Below are 21,833 nucleotides of genomic sequence, written 5' to 3'. Positions count from 1 at the left end.
ATAACGCCACGGACAGCACGCGCTAGTCGATTGGCAATACAGCGTCAGGGCCAGGCGAGAGGTCAAACGGGGTCACCGCCCCGAAGCCTTGCAGCTCCACCGGCGACAACTCATCGATCACGAACCGCTCATCGTCATCGAGCACCTGGCTCGTCAACGAATCGATCAAAACCTGGCCCGGCTCCGCCATCGCAGTCAAGCGTGCCGCCATGTTCACGGTCGCACCATAAATATCGCCCAGACGCGACAAAATACGGCCCCACACCAGCCCCACACGGACCTCCGGCATGTCCTCTTCAGGGCTGAAAGCGCGCGCCAACGTCAACGCGATCCTCGCACCGGCCTGCGGGGTTTCAGCGACATAGAGAACCTCGTCGCCGATCGTCTTGACCAGCCGGCCACCACCAGTCGAAATGATCGAGGCGCAACGGGCCTCGAAGTTCTGAACCAGCCGCGCCAAACGCCGCGCATCCATACCGCGCGAAAGCGAGGTGAAAGACACCATGTCAGCGAAACCGACCGCACGCGCCAACGGGAGCGCGGCATCGTCCTCAGTACCAGTGCGGTACTCATTCGAGGAACGCAAACCAGACTCGGCACGCAAAACCTGCCGGTGAATCGCCGCCGCAAGGTTGCGTTGATACGAATAGTTGACCATCTTCAGAAGCGGATCCAACATTTCGTCCAACATCAGCACAACCTGGCGGCGCGCCTCCGGGTCACTCATCCCGTGAGTCGAAACGAGGTCTTCAACGAGTGCCTCGATCTGCCAGATCGCCATCCGGTCTGTCAGCTGCCCGATCGAACGGGCGATCGAGAGCATCGCGTCCTCAGACAAGCGACGCTTGCGCACCTGCTCAACCATCGTGTCCAAGGCGCGCTGATCCCGCATCGTGAACGCGACCTGGTCATCTGAAACCCGCGGAAGCCCCAGGGCCCGCCAGAGTTTGCGGGCCGAGTGCAGCGAGATACCGACGTGTGCCGCGATTTCGCGGCGACGCATGGTCCGTGCCGAGCCCCGTAGCCGCATCTCAAGGCGGTGTGCGGCAGCCCGTACCTCGTCGTCGGTTTCGGTCTTGGTTTCCAAAACCGGCATCGACGTGGTGATTGGCCCGATTTCCGGGACCGCCCCGATCGCGTGGGTATCCAATGCTTCCCACACGGTAGGGTTCGATGCGCTTACCGGCATCGCAGGTTCATTCGGCTTAGTCTGGGTGACGGGAACATGGCCTGAAACAACTGGCATCTCGACTGCCGGCATCTGGGCTGTAACCGCCCGTTCGCCCTGCCCGTCGGACGGAGCGTTCCCTGACCGTCCGCTGCCTGGCTGTTCACTGCCTGACCGCTCGCCGGCTGACTGTTCACTCTCGGACTGTTGAGGCGCTGACTGATCGCTGCTGCCCGCCTCATGTGGCTGGGAATCTGATGGTTCTTCCGTCACGGGCTTCAACGACGGCGGCGGGACCGGGCTCAACCCCACATCAGTGAACCCGTCATCGCCGAGCTGCGCACCGCCGGTCCCCGCATCGCCAGGCCCTGCATCGCTGCCACCGTCATCGATGAGGTGAGCGCGCCCCTGCTTCCCCGCACCAAAGTCCTGCTCCGTTTCGAAGGCCTTGATCGCATCGAAACCTTGAGTCGCGAATCCGTGCGTGACCGAACCATTTTCTTGCGGGTTCTGTGTCCCCGGGGTATGTGTCTCCGAGTCCTGCGGCTTCGCGTTCCGCGTTTCGGGGTTCTGTGCTTTGGAGTTGTGTTCCGGGTTTTCGGTGCGCTCAGGTGGGTTTCCTTGGCTCACTGCCGGCACCGTCCTTCCCGTTGAAATCGTTCTTCTTTGCGCATATGTCAGCCGACGTCAAAAATGCCCCTGTCCATTCTTACACCCTCACAGCGAAAAATGTGTCAAAGGTCACGCAGTGTCCACAATATGGGCATTACTTGGGCGGTTCGGGAGCCAACATGTGCCCTCACAGCCCGTACGGCACCATAACCCTGTACTGATGGGCCGCCGCCGCTTCTCGCCTGATGCTGTCAGCAACATGCGCGACGTCGGGGACGTTTCGGAACGTGGCTTCTCGCCCCTCAACCTTCACGACGAGGGTTCCCGGCGCGCGCGGCATCCGGTCGGTCGGCTTGAACCACACGCCGTTGATGTAGAGCAGTGGAATATGCTGAACGCTGCGGCCGCGCTGTATGAAGAAACGCTGATTCGTGAGCGTGATGTGGGTGTTGACCCAAGCGAAGAACGGCCGCAGGACCCAGCGCAACATCGCCCATCCCCAGCCGATCGCTACGAGCGCCAGCAGGGCCTGGGAGACCAAACCCCAGGCACCTCCGAGGTCCGCGGTGCGTGAGGCGAATCCGCCCAGCATCGCGCCGATGATCGTAATAAGCAGGAGAGCCCCAGCGATGGGCACAAGTGCGCGCGGGTGGCGGCGGGTTCTGATCACAGCTTCTTCGCCAGGGTGTAGAAGTTTCCGCGGGACCATTCTTACTCTTCCGTTCAGCTGAGCTTACGCTCTTATCCACTCCACGCTCTCATCCACTCTAGAGCGCCCTCACGCTGTACCTTAGCGGCCCGCGGGTGCCTAGATATACGCCTTTAGGCGTAGTGGCCGTCGCTGCGGCGTACGTGGATGACATCCCCTGCTGAAATCTGATGCCGTTTGCCCGTGCCGTCCTCGACGATGAGGTGGCCGTATGCGTCAATGTCGCGTGCCACGCCGGCGATGGTCACCTCGTGGGGCAACTGGACCCGCACGTCCACTCCGATGGTTGCGCAGTGTTTGCGGGTCGCATCGATGAGGCTCATGCACCCGAGCGAACCCAGCGGCTGATCGAGCGGGCCACCCGCTGGCAACCATTCGGAAAGTACCGCGATAGCGCGGGTCCAGAACGCGGAGACCAGATGGTGAACGTCGGTAGTGCAGTTGTGGAGCGCGAGTGAGGTTGCGGTGGGCACCGGCAGGTCCTCTTTGGCCTGGGTCAGGTTGGTGCCGATACCTACGACGAGGTTGAGGCCTCCCCCGCCTGCTCCCCCGGCACCTGCTACGCCTGCGCCCCCGGTCTTGTCAGTGACACCGGTCTTGTCTGCAACGCCGTTCTTGCCGGTGACGCCGGTCTTATCAGTCAGTCCAGTCTTGTCCACACCGGTCTTGCTGTCCCCGACGCTGACGCCACGCGGCCCGGGCAAGGAGGGCGCAACTTGAGCGAGGATGCCTGCTACTTTCTCGCCGTCGATCAGCACGTCGTTGGGCCATTTGAGGCTCACGTCGGAGGCCGTCGCTGCAGCTAACACGTCACGCCACACGAGCCCGACAAGGGTCGAGGCCATCGCTAGCGATTCGGTAGGCACACTCGCGGGGGCTTGAATCACGAGGGACATGGCAAGCCCCGAGCCTGCCGGTGTTTCCCAATCGCGGCCAAGCCGACCCTTGCCCGAGCGTTGGTCGAGCGTCACGATGAGTGTCCCTGACGCATCGGGCATATCGGGGCCGCCCAGTTCACCACTAGCTAGCAAGTTGATGGCGTCCTCGTTCGTCGAGTCCGTGTGGTCCTCGACGATGAGGCGTGGCCACGCGGCGGAACGTTCACTACCGTGCAACGCCGCCCATTCGGCGCTTGCGTTGGCGGTGATGATGTCGGCTTCAAGGCGCTCTGGTGTGTGCATGTCAACCTTCGCTCGTGTTGATCGTCAGTTGCCGGGCCTTGAAAACGGGCCCTAAGAATCGGGTGCCCTAAGAACATACCGCGATCAACACGCCCGCAAACCCCGCCCCGCCGTAGCGCGTCACTGTCCGGGGATTGGCGAGAAGGAGCCTTCCGGCATGCGGTCTTTGGTGAGGAAGATGTCGGCGGTGAGTGGGTGGTCGGGATTGATGGCGTAGCCGGTGAGGTCGGTGACGCCGGCGTCGGCGAGCGCTTCTTCGTCGGTGAGGAACTTGCCTGTGAAGGTGCGCGATGGCTGGGTCAGCATGTGGTGTGCGGCGTCGGCGACGATGTCTGGGGTGCGTGCGCCGGAAAGCATGGCTTCGCCGCCGGGGAGGTTTTCAATCGCGGCGGTGTGGATGAGGGACGCCGGCCACAGTGAGTTCGCGGCGATTCCGTCTGCCGCGAATTCTGCCGCGAAGCCGAGCGTGGTCATGCTCATCCCGTATTTAGCCATCGTGTAGCCGAGGTGCGCACCAGCCCACTTGGGGTCGAGGTTTAGCGGAGGCGAGAGCGTGAGGATGTGTGGGTTCTCGGCCTTCTTGAGGTGTGGGTAGGCGGTTTTGGGCAGTGCGAAGGCTCCGCGCATGTTGATTTGGTGCATGAGGTCAAAGCGCTTCATGTCGAGTGCAGGTGTGGGGCTGAGGTTGATCGCGGAGGCGTTGTTGATGACGATGTCGATGCCGCCGAACTCTTCTACTGTTGCGTCGACGGCGCGTTGGATGTCTTCGTCTTTGCGTACGTCGCCGACGATCGCGAGTCCTTGGCCGCCGGCGTCGTTGATGTCTTGGACTGCGGTGTGGACGGTGCCTTCGAGGTGGGCGTGTGGTTCAGCGGTTTTCGCGAGGATCGCGATGTTGGCGCCGTCGCGGGCTGCGCGTAGGGCGATCGCGAGGCCGATTCCTCGGGAGCCTCCGGACATGAGGATGGTTTTGCCGTTGAGGGTTGTGGTTGATGTGCTCATGTGGTCCTCCTGGTGTTGCCGGGCGCGTTGCAGTACCGAATGCAGGCTGTGCTGAATGCAGCGCAGTATCGAATGCATCAAAAGCGATGTGTTGTGATCCAGGTTACATTGCCTAAGTGACTGTGCAGTAACTACCGCGATTACTATGGCGCGCAGCACTGACCTAACCGCGGGTTCCGTGGGAGCAGGCCGGGCTTTATGGCTTGTTTTTGTAGGAGTCCGACAAAAGCTTTAGCGAAGATAGCCCGTAGAATGGCCTGGATGCCTTTCTTTTTGAGAGGTTTCCACCAAAACGAAGGAGAGTTCGCAAGCGATGACCGCCCAGCCGTCAGATCCGCACACCACCCCGGATCTCACTACGACCGCCGGTAAGCTCGAGGACTTCCATCGCCGTATGGCTGAGACCATCAACCCTGGTGGTGAAGCCGCGGTTGAACGGCAGCATAGCCGCGGTAAGAACACGGCGCGTGAACGCATCGACATGTTTTTGGACCCGGGTTCCTTCGTTGAGTTCGATGCGTTGGCTAAGCACCGCACCACGGCATTCGGTATGGAGAAGAAGCATCCTCTCGGTGATGGTCTTGTATCCGGTTACGGGACGGTAGATGGTCGTCAGGTTGCGGTGTATTCGCAGGACTTCACGGTCTTTGGTGGCTCACTCTCTAACGTTAACGGCGAGAAGATCGTCAAGGTCCAAGAGTTCGCTTTGCGCAACGGGATGCCGGTGATCGGCCTGCTCGATGGTGGTGGAGCTCGCATCCAGGAGGGTGTGGCATCCCTTGCGATGTTCGCCGATATTTTCCGCAATAACGTCCACGCTTCGGGTGTGGTCCCGCAGATCTCGGTGATCATGGGCCCGTCTGCGGGTGGTGCCGCGTACTCCCCTGCTTTGACGGACTACGTCATCATGGTGGATAAGACCTCCCACATGTTCATCACCGGCCCGGACGTGATCAAGGCTGTCACGGGCGAAGACGTGGACATGGAGACCCTCGGTGGTGCCCGCCACCACAACACGGAGACGGGTACGTCCACGTATCTTGCCGAGGATGAGGAGGATGCGCTCGATTTCGTTCGTGAACTGCTCTCCTATCTGCCGTCCAATAACCTCGCTTCCCCGCCAGTGCTCTACGCGGATGAGGCCGAGCTCGAGGTCACCGAGGATGACGAGGCCCTCGATACCCTGATCCCGGACTCGGCGTCCCAGCCGTATGACATGCGTGAAGTCATCGAGTCCGTGCTCGATGATGGCGAATTCTTTGAGATGCAGGCGCTGTATGCGCCGAACGTCATGATCGGTTACGGCCGTGTTGAAGGCTCGACGGTGGGAATCGTCGCGAACCAGCCGATGCAGTTCGCTGGCACACTCGACATCGCAGCGTCGGAGAAGGCCGCCCGTTTTGTGCGCCACTGCGATGCTTTCAACATTCCGGTGCTGACTTTCGTCGATGTTCCAGGCTTCTTGCCGGGTAAGGACCAAGAGGATCAGGGCATCATCCGCCGCGGCGCCAAGCTGCTCTACGCCTATGCTGAGGCGACCGTGCCTAAGCTCACGATCATCACCCGCAAGGCTTTCGGTGGCGCCTATATTGTGATGGGTTCAAAGAAGCTCGGCGCGGACATCAACCTTGCCTGGCCTACCGCTCAGATCGGTGTGATGGGCGCCCAAGGCGCGGTCAATATCCTCTACCGCCGTGATCTGGCAGCTGTTGAGCAGGAAGGTGGCGACGTCGAGGCGCGCCGCACCGAGCTGATCGACGGTTACGAAGCCGAACTGCTCAACCCGTATCAGGCCGCTGAGTTAGGTTATGTCGATGCGGTGATCGCACCGAGCGAGACCCGCGTCCAGATTGTGAAGGGCTTGCGCGCAACCCGCGATAAGCACACGACCAACCCTGACCGTAAGCATGGGAACATTCCGCTGTGAACACCGCACAAAACTTTTCCTGGGCACCTCAACAGAAGGCGGATCCTGAGCCGAGCGACCTTCGCGTGGTGCGTGGTGAAGCGACCGACGAGGAGATCGCGGCACTGTTCGCGGTCATCCTCGCCGAAGCTCAGTCCCGCCAGACCGCTGAGCAGGCGCCACCGTCGACTCGTAGCGAGATTCTGCGCCGTGCCGCAACCATCCGCGGCCGGTTGACGAGCTTGCCGGGGCTGTTCCGCCGCAAATAACGCACATACTTCACCAACTAATCAACCAACACCACACCACTGTGTGGCAGGCCGATGCGTACACGTAACGTGCGCATCGGCCTTGCGCGTTAGATACTGCATCTAGGTAGCGCGCCTAAGTTTCTGCGCCCTGAGGAGGATGTTGATGAGCCAGTTCTCACCGCGGATGGTTCTGCACCGCACCGTGGCAGCCCAGAGGACCAAGGACCACGGAAAGATCTCCAAAGGGACCCTCAAACGTATTTGGGGTTTCGCGGCTAAACGCAAAGCGATGCTGTTCTTGTTCTTGGGCATTTCGGTTGTGATCTCGGTGATCGGGGTCATCACACCGATCCTCGCCGGCGATGTTGTCAACGCAATCACCTCCGGCGGTCCTGTTGAGGTGATCGTGTGGCTTGCGATCGCGATCGCCGCACTCGCGCTCGCCGATGCGGGTTTCAGTCTCCTGAACCGGTACTTCTCCGCGAAGCTCGGCGAAGGCCTCATCTATGACATGCGCACCACGGTGTTTGATCACGTGCAGACCATGCCGATCGCGTTCTTCAACCGAACCCGAACCGGTGCGCTCGTTTCTCGCCTGAATAATGACGTGATTGGCGCGCAGCGAGCCTTCTCCAACACGCTCTCAGGGGTCGTTGCCAACATCGTTTCGCTGATCCTCACGGTTGCGGTCATGGTCACGATCTCGTGGCAGGTCACGCTGTTTTCGATCTTGTTGTTGCCTGTTTTCTTGATCCCTGCCCGCCTGCTGGGCGGTCGGTTAGCTTCGTTGCAGCGTGAAGCGGCTGACTATAACGCGGCGATGTCTACCCGGATGACGGAGCGGTTCTCCGCGGGCGGGGCAACGCTTGTCAAGCTCTTCGGCGCTCCGGGGGCTGAGTCTCAGGCGTTTTCCGAGCGTGCGGGTCGGGTACGGGATATCGGGGTCAAGACCGCGATGCTGCAGACCACGTTCGTTCAGGCCCTCACGCTGGTTTCGGCGCTGGCTTTGGCGCTCGTCTACGGCGTGGGTGGCGTCCAGGCGGTTCTGGGGCATCTCAACGCAGGCGAGGTTGTGACCCTTGCGATGCTGTTGACCCGTCTGTACGCTCCGCTCACGATGCTTGCGAACGCCCGCATGGACATCATGAGCGCTGTCGTTTCTTTCGAGCGCGTGTTTGAGGTTTTGGATCTTGACCCGCTGATCAAGGAGAAGCCGGACGCGGTCGAGTTGGGTTCCGGTCGGGTCACGGTCGCGTTCAACGACGTGCGGTTCGCCTACCCCACAGCCGAACAGGTTTCTCTGGCTTCCCTTGAGGACGTCTCGGTGCTGGATCAGCGTGAGAGTTCCGAAGTTCTGCACGGGATCGATTTCACGATTCAGGCGGGCCAGACTGTCGCGCTGGTGGGTTCCAGTGGTGCCGGTAAGTCGACGATCGCGGCACTTCTTCCGCGGCTGTATGACGCGACGGAGGGCAGCATCACCCTCAATGACGTGGACGTTCGCGATGTGAGTTTCGATTCGCTCAAGCATACGATCGGCGTGGTCACCCAGGATGGTCACCTGTTCCATGAGTCGATCCGCGATAACCTCACGATCGCAGCCCCAAACGCTACAGATGAGCAGTTGTGGTCGGCCTTGGAGCGGGCGCGGCTCAAACCTGTGATCGCAGCGTTGCCCGATGGCCTGGACACGGTGATCGGCGAGCGCGGCTATCGCCTCTCTGGCGGTGAGCGGCAGCGGCTCACGATCGCGCGTTTGCTTCTCGCTGCACCTGCCGTGGTGGTTTTGGATTAGGCGACATCGGCTTTGGATTCAACGAATGAAGCCGCGGTCCAGACCGCGCTTTCGGAGGCGATGGAAGGCCGTACCGCGTTAGTGATTGCGCACCGGCTTTCAACGATCCGGGCAGCGGATGCGATCTTGGTGATTGAGGGCGGCCGGATCGTCGAACAGGGCAGCCACGATGAGCTGCTAGCTCAAGGCGGGCGCTACGCCGAGCTCTACCGCACCCAGTTCGCTGACCAGGAGTGATTCGCACCCGGCCAGCCCGCGGTTGCCTGTTGGGTTCTGTCCCAGTGTCGCGCTGGTTCACACAGCATGCGCGGCTTGGTTTGCGCATCGTGCACACTTACCGCGTGATCCTTGACACGAAACCCGCGCTTTCAGCCGCTCTAATGACATCTTGTGTAACACAAGAATCATCCAGTTTATGGATCACGCGTTTCCTATGGAAATGTTTATGTTTCCCGCACACACGCGCGCGCGGCGGTGTCGCGAAGAATACCGGGAGTATCCCGAAGAACACAGTGTCGCGGGCAATGGCATTGAGTCAGCAAGAGTATCTAGAAGGGAGGGTCCGATGATTACGTTGAAAGGCTTGCGTAAAGAGTTCGCAGGCACTACCGCTTTAGACGGCATCGATCTGCACGTTGAGTCCGGCCTGATTCACGGAATCGTTGGACGCTCTGGGGCGGGTAAGTCGACGTTGATTCGGTGCCTGACTGGTTTGGAAACCCCAACCTCTGGCACGGTCGAGATCAACGGCGAAGACGTCACCGCCTACACCGGGGCACGTTTGCGGAAGGCCCGCCGTTCGATCGGCATGGTTTTCCAGCACGCGGAGCTTCTGGATTCCAAGACCGCGTTGGAGAACATCGCGCACCCTCTGGTGATCGCTGGGGTCAAGAAGAAGCAGGCGATGCAGCGGGCCCGCGAACTGGTCACTCTTGTTGGTCTCGAAGGCCGTGAGGACAACCATCCCGCCCAGCTCTCGGGTGGTCAGCGTCAACGCGTCGGTATCGCACGTGCGTTGGCAACTGAACCGAAGATTTTGTTGTGCGATGAGCCGACCTCGGCACTCGACTCGACCACGACCGCCCAGATCCTCGCCCTCATCAAGCAGCTACGGGATGACTTGGGTATCACCGTGCTGATCATCACCCACGAAATGTCAGTGGTGCGTGAAATCTGCGACTCGGTGACCTTGCTTGCTGAGGGCCGCAATCAGCACACCGCATCGTTGCGTGAGGTGCTCTCCGACCCAGCCTCGACGCTGGCGCGCGAACTCATCCCACTGCCATCGGCACCGATCCGTGACGCCGAGGACGCCACCGTAATGCTGGAGATCAGCATCGCAGGCCTCTCCGCAGCGGAGGTTTTCGATGCCGCTCAACGCGCCGGAACCCCGATCGTGGAAGTCGAAGCCGCAACCTTGGAACGCATCGCGGGCCTGGACGTGGGCCGCATGCGCATCCGCAGCACCGACGCGCAAGCCACCCGCGCGCTAGGACGCACACTGACTGAGCGTGGCATCCACGTGGAGGAAGCCGCATGATGACACAACTGAGCACAATTGCCGCACAAGCCCACACCGCGCTACCGCTGAAGGTAGCGCCAACCCAGGTGCTCGCCGCCGAGCGTGAAACCTGGTTCAACAACCCCGTCATCCAGGATTCGCTGTGGCCAGCAACCCAGGAGACACTGCTGATGACCGTGTTCTCCTCGGCGTTTGCGATCATCCTCGGTTTGCCGCTGGGAATCTGGGTGTGGATGACCTCCAAGGGAGGGCTCGCCCCGACCCCTGTGATTCACCGCATCATCAGCTCGATCGTGGACTTGGGGCGTTCGATCCCGTTCATCATCCTGATCATCGCGTTGATCCCGTTCACGCGCTTCATGGTCGGTAAAGCGATCGGATGGGAAGCGACCGTGGTCCCGCTCGCAGTCGGTGCGATCCCGTTCTTTGCCAGGCTCGCTGAAAGCGCGATGCGCGAGGTCGCAACAGGCAAGATCGAAGCCGTACAGATGATGGGTGCCACCAACGGTCAGATCGTACGGCAAGTCATGATCCCCGAGGCGCTGCCCACGCTCGTTTCATCTGCGACCGTCACTGCAGTCACGCTGGTTTCCTATACCGCGATGGCCGGTGCGGTTGGCGGCGGAGGCCTCGGCGCGCTCGCGATGAACTACGGCTACAGCCAGTACCAGACTGACACGATGATCGCGTGCATCATCGTGGTGGTCGCTATTGTTATTGCTATTCAAATGTTTGGTGACTGGCTCGCACGCCGCGTCAACCACCGCTAACCATCACTCCTCAGGTTCAGTTCTGCCTGAGGTTGCTCAACCCTTCGGAGGAGAAGAATGCGCTTCTTTCGTAAGTTCGCGGCAGGAACCGCCGCGCTAGCAGTCACCGTGAGCCTTGCCGGATGCGGCCTGATGGGCGGCAACGACAAAGACAGCGTCGGTAAGAAAGACGGCGACGTCACGGTCCTGACGATCGGCGCGACCCCGGTCCCGCAGGCGAAGATCTTGAAGTTCGTGGACGATAACCTCGCCAAGGACGCAGGCCTCGATCTTGAGATCAAGGAGTTCACCGACTACGCATTGCCTAACCAGGCACTCAATGACGGCGATATCGACGCCAACTATTTCCAGCACGAGCCATACCTGACAGAAGAAATCGACAAGAAGGGCTACGAATTCTCCCACTTCAGGGGCATCCACATCGAGCCGTTGGCCCTCTACTCGTCCAAGGCTAAGAAGGTCGAAGACATCAAGGACGGAGCTAGGATCGCTATCCCTAACGATCCGTCCAACATGGGCCGCTCGCTGAAGCTGCTCGAAGACGCTGGCCTGCTGAAGATTAAGGACGGCGTCGAGGCTGTTTCTGCAACGACCCACGATGTTGCCGAGAACCCTAAGAACATCAAGTTCGTAGAAGCCGATGCCGCTACCCTGCCGCGCGTCATGGAAGACCTCGACGGTGCAGTCATCAACGGTAACTTCGCACTCGAAGGCGGGCTGACCCCATCCAAGGACGGCCTGTTCCTCGAGAAGCCTGAAGACAACCCGTACGCCAACCTGCTGGTCGTCCGCCAGTCCACCAAGATCGACGAGAACATCCAGAAGCTCAATGACCTGCTGCACTCGGATGAAGTCAAGAAGTTCATCGAGGACAACTGGAAAGACGGAACCGTCATCCCAGCGTTCTAATCAGCTACGTGTCAGACTGAACGTGCTGAGCTAACAACGCACTGAACTAAAACGGGCGGGCCCCAGAGAACGTGTTCTCTGGGGCCCGCCCGTTTAACTCCGGCTCATGCCCGGGCATCAGTTCCCGGTTGCAGGGGCGAAGAAGTCGTCCTTGGTTGCATTCGGGTGGGTTGCCAGCGGGGTCACCTTGACGTCCATGTATTTGAACATTGGGAAGCCCTGGAAGATCGCGTGGAGCTCGTCGTGTCCATCGACCTCATACATCGAGTAGTTGGAGTACTCCCCTACCACGCGCCAGATGCCCTTCATGATGCCGCGGTTCTGCAGGTCAGAGGAGTAGGCCTTCTCTCGTGCCTGAAAATCGGCCATCGTGTCCGGGTCCATATCTTCCGGGAAGTTAACGTCCATGCGGGCGAGGAACAGCATCGTGATCTCCTTCGTATATGTGTACCAAGTCTTCTGCCTAACAAGGCTTGTGCCTAACAAGTCCTGTATCTATCGAAACTTGTGCCTATCGAAACTTGGGGTATCTAGGCTTCACCCTATTCACCCTTTACCGTAGTCTGAAGTACCTAAACCACCGGCATTGATACTTGTGCTATATGAGTAGGGTTCATAAAAGTCTTTCACAAGTCCACCCAGCTGAATCTAAGGTGAGATACGTCACCGGACTCGACGCCCCGGCCTCCGCAGACGCAGCCAGGTGCGCCGACGATGACGCGACCGAGTATCACTGCCTCGACGGAACGGAGAGAACCCATGGAGTTACGCCATTTGCGGTACTTCGTTGCGGTGGCAGAAGAAAAGCACTTCGGACGCGCCGCGCAACGCCTACATATCGCTCAGCCGCCGCTTTCAGCACAGATCAAGCAGCTCGAACAAGAACTCGGAACCCAGCTGTTTGAGCGCACGACGCGTCGGGTTGATCTGACCCCTGCCGGGGAGTTGCTGCTTGAACGCGCAACCGGGATTCTTTCTGCCGTAGAGTCAGCCCAAAGCGATGTGGCCGATGTCGGCGCCGGCTCAGCCGGTGTGTTGCGGGTCGGGTTCACAGGCAGCGCGACCCACGAGCTCATGCCGGCTGCGATCCGGCTCTCCCACCACCGCTACCCGTCGGTGAGGCTCAAAGTGTTCGGTGAACTGCTGACCCCTCACATGGAGCAGGCCCTGCTCGATAACCGGATGGACCTGGCGGTGCTGCGGCCGCCTATTTCATCCGATGAACTCAACTACAAGCCCATCATGGATACCCGGCTCGCGTTGGCGATCAGCCGCAACCATCCCCTCGCCGAAGACTCCGGCCCGGTCAGTCCCGAGGACGTCATGAACATCGACGTCGTGAGTTATCCGCGCGCATCCGCTGTTGCATCCCTTGCGCATCAAGCGTGCCGCGAACACGGCTTCCGGCCGCGGGTGGTGCAGACCGCAACCGAAACCAGCACACTCAACGCGCTCGTGGCCGCCAACATCGGGGTCGCGTTCGTACCGTATTCAGCGCAGTACCCGTTCCAGGAATCCATCATCCTACGTCCGCTCCAGACCGATATCACGGTCAGCCTCGGCATCGCGTGGAAGGGTGATGCGCTGACCCCTATCGCAGAGAACTTCATCACCACCACTATCGACGCGGCGGCTACATTGCCTCAACCGGAGATTTCCAGCCGCAACCGCAAATACACAAGCCAAAAACCTACAGACCGTGGGAGGACACCGTGAAAATTACTGGCATCGAGGCGATCCCGTACAACATCCCGTACGTCAAGCCGCTCAAGTTCGCCTCCGGCGAGGTGCACAACGCTGAACACGTGCTGGTGCGCATCCACACTGATGCCGGCGTCACGGGTGTCGCGGATGCCCCTCCGCGGCCTTATACCTACGGGGAAACCCAGCATTCGATCAAGACGATCATCGACGAGGTTTTCGCGCCGGAGATCATCGGTTTGAACCCGTTGGATCGTGAGAAGGTGCGCGCGATCATGCACCGCACGATCCACAATCAGGTCGCTAAAGGTGCCGTCGATATTGCGTTGTGGGACATCGCGGGCAAGATCACCGAACAGCCCGTGCACAAGCTTTTGGGCGGCTACACGGACTCGATGCGGGTCTCCCACATGCTCGGTTTCAAACCAGCCGCTGAGCTGGTTGAGGAAGCCCAGATGTTCGGTGAGAAGTACGGCATCACCACGTTCAAGCTCAAGGTGGGCCGGCTGCCTGTCAGTGAGGATGTTGAGGCCTGCCACGCGCTCGTTGAGCACCTTGGCGACGACGTCGAGATCTATTTGGATGCCAACCGCGGTTGGAGCGCGAACCAGGCGATGGATGTTCTGCGGCAGATCGAGGACCTCCCAATCACGCTGTTCGAAGAACCGAATGACGCGAAGGAGGCGATGGGCCGCCGCCGCTTGGTGACCCACTCGCGCATCCCGATTGTGGGCGATGAGTCGGTTCCGACCGCAGGGGACGCATCACGCGAGCTGTTATCCGGCGGCTGCAACGCGATCTGCATCAAGACCGCACGCTCCGGCTTCACCGAGGCGACCGAAATCCTTGGGCTGTGCACGGGCCTCGGCGTGGACGTGACGATGGGCAACCAGATCGACACCCAGATCGGCTCCCTGGCAACGGTGGCCTTCGGTGCGGCACACAAGGCGTCATCGGCACGCGCCGGCGAACTGTCTAACTTCCTCGACATGGCAGATGACCTGCTCGCCGACCCGATCGAGATCATCGACGGGCACATCGCAGTCCGTGACATCCCAGGCGTGGGCGCTGAGATCGACGAAGACAAACTCACCCGCTACCGCGTCGACCTGTAAAGCGCACACCCTGCGCCTCAGCAGCCTACGCATCAGCGAGAGAGGGCGCCGCATCCTTACATGGATGCGGCGCCCTTAGCGTTGGTGGATTGCGGTTACGCCTTCACAGCTGAAGCCTTAGCTTTGACGTCGTTGAAGGTCCGGCCTAAGAACTCTGCGAGTTCATCGGTCTGATCCAGCGGGAAGATACCGGCTACGTACTGGTCTGGGCGGACCACCACTACCGCCCCGTCCCGGGAGATGCCGCGGGTTTCGAAGATGTCGACGTCTTCGAGGGTTCCCCACGCGTTTTCCATGTTGAGCAACTGGAAGTCTCCCACGCGCGGTTTGAATGCCGGGTGCACGTGCCGCATATCGAATGCACGGTAGTGCTGTTGGAAGATCACCTTGACATCGAACAAGCTCGAATCGAGGTGCTCATGCGCCCAGTCCGCCCACGCGTTGAGACGCTCCGATTCGCCGGGCATTTCTGCGTCAGCGAAAACGTAGATGCGGTAGCGCCCATCGGCTGTGTGTTCATGCCCGATGTGGGTGTGGACCAGATCGCACACCCGCCCACACATCTCGGACCGGAAGCGCCGGCCCAGTGGGTATCCGGTAGCCAGGCCCTGATGCTCGTCGCTGGTTGTGAGCATGGATGGCTCGTATTCGGTGAGGTAGCCGGCGTTGAACTCCGCGGTCTTGTTATAGAAGCGGCGCACGGTCTGCGGGTCCGGCAGCTGGTCTGCCGGGGTCGCCATGAGGGTGGACCACTCTTTATCGAATTCGATGAGCCGGTGGGCGATGTCCTTGCGTTCCTCGGCGTAGGTGCGTAGCAGCTCGTCTGGGCTGTTACCGGAAACCACGTGGCCGAGCTTCCAACCGAGGTTGAATCCGTCCTGCATCGAGACGTTCATGCCCTGCCCCGCTTTAGCAGAGTGGGTGTGGCATGCGTCGCCTGCGATGAACACGCGGGGGTGATCTCCGTCAGTGTAGGTGGAGTCGCGGTCATCGAAGTGATCGGATACACGGTGGCCGACTTCGTAGATCGTGTTCCACACAACGTTTTTGACGTCGATGCTGTAGGGGTGCATGATCTCGTTCGCGGTATCGATCACGGTCTGCAGCGGGGTCTCACGCACTGCGTGATTATCGTCTTCTGCAACCTCACCGAGGTCGACGTAGTAGCGCACCAGGAAGCCGCCCTCACGCGGGATGAGCAGGATCGAACGGCCCGAGTGGCCTTTGATGGTGCACTTCTTGCGTACATCCGGGAAGTCCGTGTCAGCGAAAACATCCATGACACCCCACGCGTGGTTAGCCTGGTTACCGCGCAGCCGGTACCCGAGCGACTTACGCACCTTGCTCTTCGCCCCGTCGGCGCCCACAACGTACTTGGCTTTGACCTGGCGTTCCTTGCCGTCCTCTGGCCCACCGTTGCGCCGCAAGGTGACCGTGACCGGGTATTCCTCTTTAGCAGACTCGGGCGCGACCTCGAGGTCAACGAACTCCCAACCGTAGTCAGGCTTCATGCGGGTTGGGGAGTTGCGCATGAACCGGTTGAAGTGATCGATGATGCGCACCTGCGTGATGAGCATCATCGGCCATTCACTGTATTCAGGGCCAAGTTCGGCGGTGCTGACTTCACGCATGATGTTCTCTGGGTTCTGCGGGTCCGGAACCCAGAACGCCATGTCGGTAATCTCGTGGGCCTCAGCGAAGATCTCGTGAGCGAAGCCGAAGGCTTGGAAGGTCTCCATGGTGCGGGAGTGCACGCCGTCCGCGTTGGCGAGCTCGAGGCGGTGTGGACGCTGGTCGATCAGGCGAGTGTTCACGTTCGGAAACTGCGAGAGCTGTGCTGCCGCGATCGAGCCTGCCGGTCCGCACCCTACAACCAGAACATCCATCGTGTCTGGGAGCTCCTCGGGCCTATCCACGCCATAGCCCGCCGCTGGCTGTTCGAGCGGATCGCCTGTTGAATATCCGGAAATATGAAACTGCACGGTTTTGCCTCCTGGTGTAACGCACATCACAGAACGTGCGATTGAGACCAAGCTAACAGTTAATCAACCGGCATGAATCTGCACAGAATACACATTCTTTTATTCAAAAATAGTGGGGATCGCTTTACATGGACTAAAGATTGAAGCAATTAGACGCGCATGTTCCCAAGGTTTCTCAAGCTACAAAACTGCCCCAAGCGACACGTCAAATAGATTGCATAATGGATAAATATAGAAACTAAAGCGACTTTGAAACACAGCGTGTATCAACCAGCGAGCAAACAGTATGAAAGCCTTTGATTTTAAATACGAGTGGCCCCGACCTCCACGGTCGGAGCCACTCTCCCACCTCACCCGCAAGGCGTCGCCCAACGCCTTAGCTAGGTCAGCGGTCTGTACGGATCAGCGCTCTGGGTCGAGAACGAAGTCGTACTGGACCTCTTCACCTTCGCCGTCACTCGATGGCTTCGGATCGAGCATGAGCTCCGGCTTGACTGCCGATGCGATGTCGTCGTCGTTGTGCTCATCGCCTGGGAAGTACAGCTGCGCGGTGAGCAGCTCATATCCCGGTGCGGAGACCTTGACGTGGATGTGCGCTGGACGCCATGCGTGCCAGCCGGCGGCCTCAATCAGCTGACCGCATGCCCCCTCGGTTGGGATCTGATAAGGCGCAGGGCGGATGGTCTTGATGTCGAATTCGCCGTCCTCGTTAGCGAGGAAGCTTGCGCGCAGGTTCCACTCCGGGATACCTGGCGCAAACTGCGAGTACAGACCGTACTCGTCCGCGTGCCACATCTCGATCTTCGCATTCGACAGCGGGGTGCCATCAACCGCGGTGACCTTGGACTTGAAGCGGAATGGGGTGCCCGGCTCGTCCTCGCGCATCGGGATCTTGGCGTCCCATTCGTACTCTGGGGAGTCCTCGACGTAGTACGGGCCTTCGATAGTGCCCTTGGAGCCTTCGCGGTGCTCGGTTGCTACGTCCTCGACTGCGTGCTCGATCCACACATCGAGGAACAGTGGCCATTCGCCGTCTTCGCCGACCTTGATGAGCCAAGACTTCAGGGCGTTGTATTCCTCGTAGGAGACCTTGTCTTCGTAGACGATGTCGGTCAGCGCCTTGATCGCCTTACCGGCAAGTAGGTTGACGCGTTCGTGGTCAACTGGCTGATCGCCACGATGTGCGGCAGCGCGGTCCTTGAAGCGGGCTGATGCCTGTGCACCGGAGTCTGCGGCGCGGGCTTCAGATGCCTGGGTGTGATGAGTAGCCATGTTTGCTCCTTCTAGTGGTTGAAACTTATTCAACTGAATCCGGGGTTTCAGTTGAAGCGGTTTGGGTTGGTCTTGCTGATCCGTTGCGGCACCCGGTTTGATGCCGTGACGGTGGCTTATGCGGGGTGGATGCCGCGGTATTTCGCGGCGGTGATGAACGCTTCAAGGTTCGCCTCGTCCTTGCGGAAGGCGGCGATGCGCAGCGCGAGGCGCAGGATCATCTTGATGTCTCGCGGGGTGATGTTCGGGAAGGTTTCCACGAGGGTGTCAAGCAGCTCTTCCCCGAGGTTGGCTCCGTGGCCTTCAGCGAGCATGCCCCAAATGGTGCGGGCGTCTTCGCGGCTTGGCAGGTCGTAGTCGATCACGACCGCGCAACGGGCCAGGATCGCTTCGTCAACCCCGTCCACGCGGTTGGTGGTCAGGAAGAGCAGCCCGTCGTAGTACTCGAGGGTGCGCAGGAACTCAGCGACGATCGCGTTCTGTTCAAGCTCCAGCCCGCGCTGTAGCACGAACACGTCTGCTTCGTCGAGCAACAACACTGCATCCCAGCGTTTGGCGCGTTCGAATGCGGTTTCGAGGTTTTTACGGATCGATTCCGGATTGATCCCGAGCGTTCCGGTGTGGATCGAGTACAGCGGGCGGTGCGATACCTCGGCATAGACTTCCGCTGTCAAGGTTTTACCCACGCCTGGCCGGCCGCGGGCCAGGATCACGTTGCCTGCGGATTTACCTTCGATGATGTCGCCGGTGAACACCGAAATATCTGAGGTGAGGATGTCCAGCAGTTCGACTTGTTCTTCTGGCAGGACGAGTTTCTCACGCAGGTTTTCGTCGTATTCGTACGGGGTGAGGTCGCCAACGTTGACGTCGATGTAGTCTTGCGCTGCGAGGTCGAAGACAGCGACAGCGGTGACGACGGGCACTTCACCCATGCCCTGCCCGTCGGTGTTACCAGCCAGGACGGATGGGGACCCGGTGCGCAGCGGGGCGATCGAGCCTGGCTTCACATCCTGGACGACCTTGCGGTTGGCGCGGTTCTTAGGCGACTTGTGGTCTTCGGTGCGGATCGCGGTCCCTGTGAACATGAACTGCTGGGCGAAACCGTTATCGATGATGTCCTGATAGACATCCCGGCGCTTCTGGTATGCAGCCTTGAGCTCTTCAGTTTCATGGAAGGCACCCTGGGCGGTCAGCGCCTGCTCGGGAGTTTTACCCACGATCGCGGAGTCTTCCAGCAACAGCAACCGCGGCGTCTTGGATGGGCGCTGCACGGTGGGACTATCTGCTTCCATCGTGATCTTGACACGCGCATCACGGGAGATGTCTGCGTGCTCAAACTTGATGTCAGCAACAAGGTAGGGGTGCAGATAGCCATCTTCTTCCTGCATATAGACCCACCCGTCGATCTTGTCATCGGCGAGGAACTGCTTGAAGAGGGCTTCAGCTGATTCGATGCTCGGGATGGTCCCGTAGTCACCTTTGCGTGCGGCTTGCACCGCGGCGATGGTGCGCACGAACGTTTCGTTACCGAGGGATTCGGCTGTGGCGGCGAGATCCGCGAGCGCGGCATCCGTGAGGAAGCGATCCGGGATCCCCATGCCTTCGGAGCGCCATGTCTTGGCTTGCTCGCGGGATACAGCCATGTCTTCTGATGTTGTGGCTCGAACCACTGCGGCTGGCGCAATGAACATCAGGTCCACTCCTCACGTTAGTTAGGGCTTTCCTCTCGGTGAGCATTAGCGCTGGCCAAACTCCTGTGCGGCCGTAACCAACCTCACACTTTCTATGTCAGCACGTGACCTACATCACCGTATCTGACCATCACCTTAGCTAAGAATTTCAGACACGAGAATTACTTAGTCCATATGAACTTAGACGCTCCGCGTATAGATGAAGTGAGCCTGCGTTCACTATGGTTAGCCTTTCTTCGCTAGAAACCGTCAGGGTTTTAGCGAACTATTGACTCATGGGCAGATTCATAGGTTTTGCACAGAAATATTTTCTTGCGTGCACGGCATTGATCGCGCTTGCGGTGGTTGTCACCTTGAGGGTCTTGGGCAGTCCTGCCGCCCAGTGGGTCGCGACCGTCTATGTTTCGATCATCATCCTCGTGACCGCCATCGACATGATCCGGGACGTACTGCGCGGCAACTTCGGCCTCGATATCCTCGCGGTTGTCGCAATGATCTCCTCGCTACTGGTCGGCGAATACGTCGCTGCCACGATCATCGCGCTCATGCTTACCGGCGGTGAAGCGCTCGAAGACTACGCGGTTTCCAGGGCTCAACGCGAACTCACAGCACTCGTGGACCGCGCGCCCGATACCGCCCACCGCATCACCTCGGAAAGCACAGTCGATGTGGAGCACAGCATCGACAGCGCAGGGCCTGACCAAACAGGCCAAGAACATGCGGGGCTGGGTCTTGAAGACGTTCCGGTCACAGAGGTCAAGGTGGGCGATACCCTCATGGTTCGTCCGTCTGAGGTGGTTCCGGTGGATGCACAACTGCTCGATGAGCACGCCTTGGTCGATGAAGCGAGCCTCACAGGCGAGCCTTTGCCCGTGACGAAGACCCGCGGCGAGCGCCTCATGTCTGGTTCCGTGAACGGACACACAGCGATCCGCGTTCGCGCGAGCGCGACCGCTGAGGATTCGCAGTACCAGCGGATTGTTCAGCTGGTGCGCGAGGCCGAACAGCAGCAAGCACCAACGGTCCGGGTTGCAGACCGTTTCGCTGTCCCGTTCACGATCGTGTCCCTCATCGTCGCGGGTGTTGCGTGGTGGCTCTCAGGCGATCCTGTGCGTTTCGCTGAAGTTCTGGTTTTGGCGACCCCATGCCCGTTACTGATCGGTGCGCCGGTCGCGTTCATGGGCGGGATGTCGCGTGCCTCGCGCTTGGGCGTGATCGTGAAGGGTGGCGCAACTCTTGAGGCGTTATCGCGTGCGGAATCGGCCGCGTTCGATAAGACGGGCACCGTTACATTCGGCCGCCCCCGCATCGACCGGATCATTCCCGCTGACGGAATCGATGAGGCTCGCCTGCTACAACTCACGGCAACCGCGGAGCAGTTCTCTTCCCACGTTCTGGCTGATGGCATCATCGAAGCCGCTGAAGAACGCGGGCTCGCGATGCTGGACGCCCACGATGCCAGCGAGATCGCCACCAACGGCGTGAGCGCCATCGTTGACGGGCAGAACGTTCGCGTAGGCAAGAAGTCCTTTATCGAGGAAGTCGCCGGTGAGGTTGCACAGCCTGACCTGCACGCTTCGCAAACCGCTGTATACATCAGCGTTGATGCCAGACTAGGCGGCATTATCCTCATGGCCGATGAGGTCCGCGAAGAGGCAGCCGGCACCATCACGGCCCTGACGGAACTGGGAATCAGCGATATCGCGTTGCTGACCGGCGATAACCAGGCCACTGCAGATTCAGTCGGGCAACACATCGGTGTCAGTGCCATCGCCGGCGATCTTCTTCCTGAAGATAAGGTCCGCCGCATCACCCAGATGCAGCAACCGGCCCTCATGGTGGGTGACGGCATCAACGACGCCCCCGTCCTTGCAGCCGCTGGCGTGGGTGTTGCGATGGGTGCCCGCGGCGCATCTGCCGCTAGTGAATCCGCCGACGCCGTCATCACCCGCGAAGACATCTCGCTGGTGGCCCGCGCAGTCGACGTCGGTAAATGGACTTACCAGGTTGCGATCACCGCGATCCTCATCGGTATCGCCCTCTCGCTGGGCCTCATGGGTTTCGCGGCGTTCGGGTTCATCCCGGCAACGGTCGGCGCACTTTTGCAGGAGGTCGTGGACCTCGCGTGCATCCTGTACGCGCTGCGTGCCCTGGGCGGCCCGGACCGTGTGAGCCGGTTCCTCCCTCAGCGGAACGCGGCCAACCATGACCGAGCTCTCATTTAGAGCGATAACGTTTTAGGCTAGT

At 60.2% G+C, this 21,833-nt stretch carries 16 protein-coding genes and 1 pseudogene; 9 read left to right on the top strand and 8 right to left on the bottom strand.

Going from position 1 to position 21,833, the window contains the following annotated elements:
* Positions 1–22: 22 nt before the first annotated feature.
* The 4 genes from J2S67_RS02025 to J2S67_RS02010 all read right to left on the bottom strand — a co-directional run bounded on the left by J2S67_RS02025 (position 23) and on the right by J2S67_RS02010 (position 4,672).
* On the bottom strand, positions 23–1,798 hold the full coding sequence (locus J2S67_RS02025) for an adenylate/guanylate cyclase domain-containing protein (protein WP_310245798.1): 1,776 nt from the start codon (positions 1,796–1,798) through the stop codon (positions 23–25).
* Positions 1,799–1,967: 169 nt separating this feature from the next.
* A complete protein-coding gene (locus J2S67_RS02020) occupies positions 1,968–2,450 on the bottom strand; it encodes a YdbT family protein (RefSeq protein ID WP_141739870.1) in 483 nt (160 codons plus the stop codon).
* A gap of 152 nt (positions 2,451–2,602) precedes the next feature.
* Complete coding sequence (locus tag J2S67_RS02015; RefSeq protein ID WP_310245793.1) at positions 2,603–3,670, bottom strand: biotin--[acetyl-CoA-carboxylase] ligase; 1,068 nt, start codon at positions 3,668–3,670, stop codon at positions 2,603–2,605.
* A gap of 120 nt (positions 3,671–3,790) precedes the next feature.
* The gene (locus tag J2S67_RS02010) at positions 3,791–4,672 is read right to left on the bottom strand and encodes an SDR family oxidoreductase (RefSeq protein WP_310245791.1); all 882 of its coding nucleotides are present in this window, start codon (positions 4,670–4,672) and stop codon (positions 3,791–3,793) included.
* A gap of 313 nt (positions 4,673–4,985) precedes the next feature.
* Between J2S67_RS02010 and J2S67_RS02005 the strand changes: the two genes are divergently transcribed.
* From J2S67_RS02005 to J2S67_RS01980, 6 genes and pseudogenes are all read left to right on the top strand, one after another.
* Complete coding sequence (locus J2S67_RS02005) at positions 4,986–6,599, top strand: acyl-CoA carboxylase subunit beta (RefSeq protein ID WP_310245788.1); 1,614 nt, start codon at positions 4,986–4,988, stop codon at positions 6,597–6,599.
* Complete coding sequence (locus J2S67_RS02000) at positions 6,596–6,847, top strand: acyl-CoA carboxylase subunit epsilon (protein ID WP_310245786.1); 252 nt, start codon at positions 6,596–6,598, stop codon at positions 6,845–6,847. The genes J2S67_RS02005 and J2S67_RS02000 overlap by 4 nt, the downstream gene beginning before the upstream one ends.
* 166 nt (positions 6,848–7,013) lie before the next feature.
* Positions 7,014–8,861, top strand: a pseudogene (locus J2S67_RS01995) (ABC transporter ATP-binding protein).
* 328 nt (positions 8,862–9,189) lie between these two features.
* Positions 9,190–10,164 carry a methionine ABC transporter ATP-binding protein gene (locus tag J2S67_RS01990; RefSeq protein ID WP_310245784.1) on the top strand — a complete coding sequence of 325 codons (975 nt, stop codon included), beginning with the start codon at positions 9,190–9,192 and terminating at the stop codon, positions 10,162–10,164.
* Entirely contained in the window at positions 10,161–10,916 is a 756-nt protein-coding gene (locus tag J2S67_RS01985; protein WP_310245782.1) for a methionine ABC transporter permease, read from the top strand. The genes J2S67_RS01990 and J2S67_RS01985 overlap by 4 nt, the downstream gene beginning before the upstream one ends.
* Before the next feature lie 57 nt (positions 10,917–10,973).
* A complete protein-coding gene (locus J2S67_RS01980; RefSeq protein ID WP_310245781.1) occupies positions 10,974–11,825 on the top strand; it encodes a MetQ/NlpA family ABC transporter substrate-binding protein in 852 nt (283 codons plus the stop codon).
* 117 nt (positions 11,826–11,942) lie between these two features.
* Here the strand turns inward: J2S67_RS01980 and catC are convergent, their stop codons facing one another.
* Positions 11,943–12,251 carry a muconolactone Delta-isomerase gene (gene catC / locus J2S67_RS01975; protein WP_070490679.1) on the bottom strand — a complete coding sequence of 103 codons (309 nt, stop codon included), beginning with the start codon at positions 12,249–12,251 and terminating at the stop codon, positions 11,943–11,945.
* A gap of 333 nt (positions 12,252–12,584) precedes the next feature.
* Between catC and J2S67_RS01970 the strand changes: the two genes are divergently transcribed.
* Positions 12,585–13,541, top strand: coding sequence for a LysR family transcriptional regulator (locus tag J2S67_RS01970; protein WP_310245780.1), 957 nt, complete (start codon positions 12,585–12,587; stop codon positions 13,539–13,541).
* The gene (locus J2S67_RS01965; protein WP_310245778.1) at positions 13,538–14,641 is read left to right on the top strand and encodes a mandelate racemase/muconate lactonizing enzyme family protein; all 1,104 of its coding nucleotides are present in this window, start codon (positions 13,538–13,540) and stop codon (positions 14,639–14,641) included. Before J2S67_RS01970 ends, J2S67_RS01965 begins: the two co-directional genes overlap by 4 nt.
* A gap of 95 nt (positions 14,642–14,736) precedes the next feature.
* On the opposite strand, the gene J2S67_RS01960 is transcribed toward J2S67_RS01965, so the two are convergent.
* From J2S67_RS01960 to J2S67_RS01950, 3 genes are all read right to left on the bottom strand, one after another.
* Complete coding sequence (locus J2S67_RS01960) at positions 14,737–16,623, bottom strand: FAD-dependent monooxygenase (protein WP_310245776.1); 1,887 nt, start codon at positions 16,621–16,623, stop codon at positions 14,737–14,739.
* A gap of 402 nt (positions 16,624–17,025) precedes the next feature.
* Positions 17,026–17,895: a catechol 1,2-dioxygenase gene (gene catA / locus J2S67_RS01955; RefSeq protein WP_310245773.1), complete on the bottom strand. Its 870-nt coding sequence runs from the start codon at positions 17,893–17,895 to the stop codon at positions 17,026–17,028.
* A 116-nt stretch (positions 17,896–18,011) separates the two neighbouring features.
* Positions 18,012–19,586 (bottom strand): ATP-binding protein, encoded by a 1,575-nt coding sequence (locus tag J2S67_RS01950; RefSeq protein ID WP_310245770.1) that lies wholly within the window; start codon positions 19,584–19,586, stop codon positions 18,012–18,014.
* Positions 19,587–19,861: 275 nt separating this feature from the next.
* Between J2S67_RS01950 and J2S67_RS01945 the strand changes: the two genes are divergently transcribed.
* Positions 19,862–21,811 (top strand): heavy metal translocating P-type ATPase, encoded by a 1,950-nt coding sequence (locus J2S67_RS01945; protein ID WP_310245768.1) that lies wholly within the window; start codon positions 19,862–19,864, stop codon positions 21,809–21,811.
* Positions 21,812–21,833: the final 22 nt, after the last annotated feature.

The organism is Pseudoglutamicibacter albus, assembly GCF_031458175.1.
In the GTDB taxonomy this organism is placed as follows: domain Bacteria; phylum Actinomycetota; class Actinomycetes; order Actinomycetales; family Micrococcaceae; genus Pseudoglutamicibacter; species Pseudoglutamicibacter albus.
The sequence above is the reverse complement of the archived record's forward strand: the minus strand, read 5'-3'. Positions and strand labels throughout refer to the sequence as shown.

Coding starts and splice junctions, on each gene's coding strand:
- J2S67_RS02015 (WP_310245793.1), bottom strand. CDS start 3,670: ATGCACACACCAGAGCGCCTTGAAGCCGACATCATCACCGCCAACGCA.
- J2S67_RS02010 (WP_310245791.1), bottom strand. CDS start 4,672: ATGAGCACATCAACCACAACCCTCAACGGCAAAACCATCCTCATGTCC.
- J2S67_RS02005 (WP_310245788.1), top strand. CDS start 4,986: ATGACCGCCCAGCCGTCAGATCCGCACACCACCCCGGATCTCACTACG.
- J2S67_RS01990 (WP_310245784.1), top strand. CDS start 9,190: ATGATTACGTTGAAAGGCTTGCGTAAAGAGTTCGCAGGCACTACCGCT.
- J2S67_RS01985 (WP_310245782.1), top strand. CDS start 10,161: ATGATGACACAACTGAGCACAATTGCCGCACAAGCCCACACCGCGCTA.
- J2S67_RS01980 (WP_310245781.1), top strand. CDS start 10,974: ATGCGCTTCTTTCGTAAGTTCGCGGCAGGAACCGCCGCGCTAGCAGTC.
- catC (WP_070490679.1), bottom strand. CDS start 12,251: ATGCTGTTCCTCGCCCGCATGGACGTTAACTTCCCGGAAGATATGGAC.
- J2S67_RS01970 (WP_310245780.1), top strand. CDS start 12,585: ATGGAGTTACGCCATTTGCGGTACTTCGTTGCGGTGGCAGAAGAAAAG.
- catA (WP_310245773.1), bottom strand. CDS start 17,895: ATGGCTACTCATCACACCCAGGCATCTGAAGCCCGCGCCGCAGACTCC.
- J2S67_RS01950 (WP_310245770.1), bottom strand. CDS start 19,586: ATGTTCATTGCGCCAGCCGCAGTGGTTCGAGCCACAACATCAGAAGAC.
- J2S67_RS01945 (WP_310245768.1), top strand. CDS start 19,862: ATGGGCAGATTCATAGGTTTTGCACAGAAATATTTTCTTGCGTGCACG.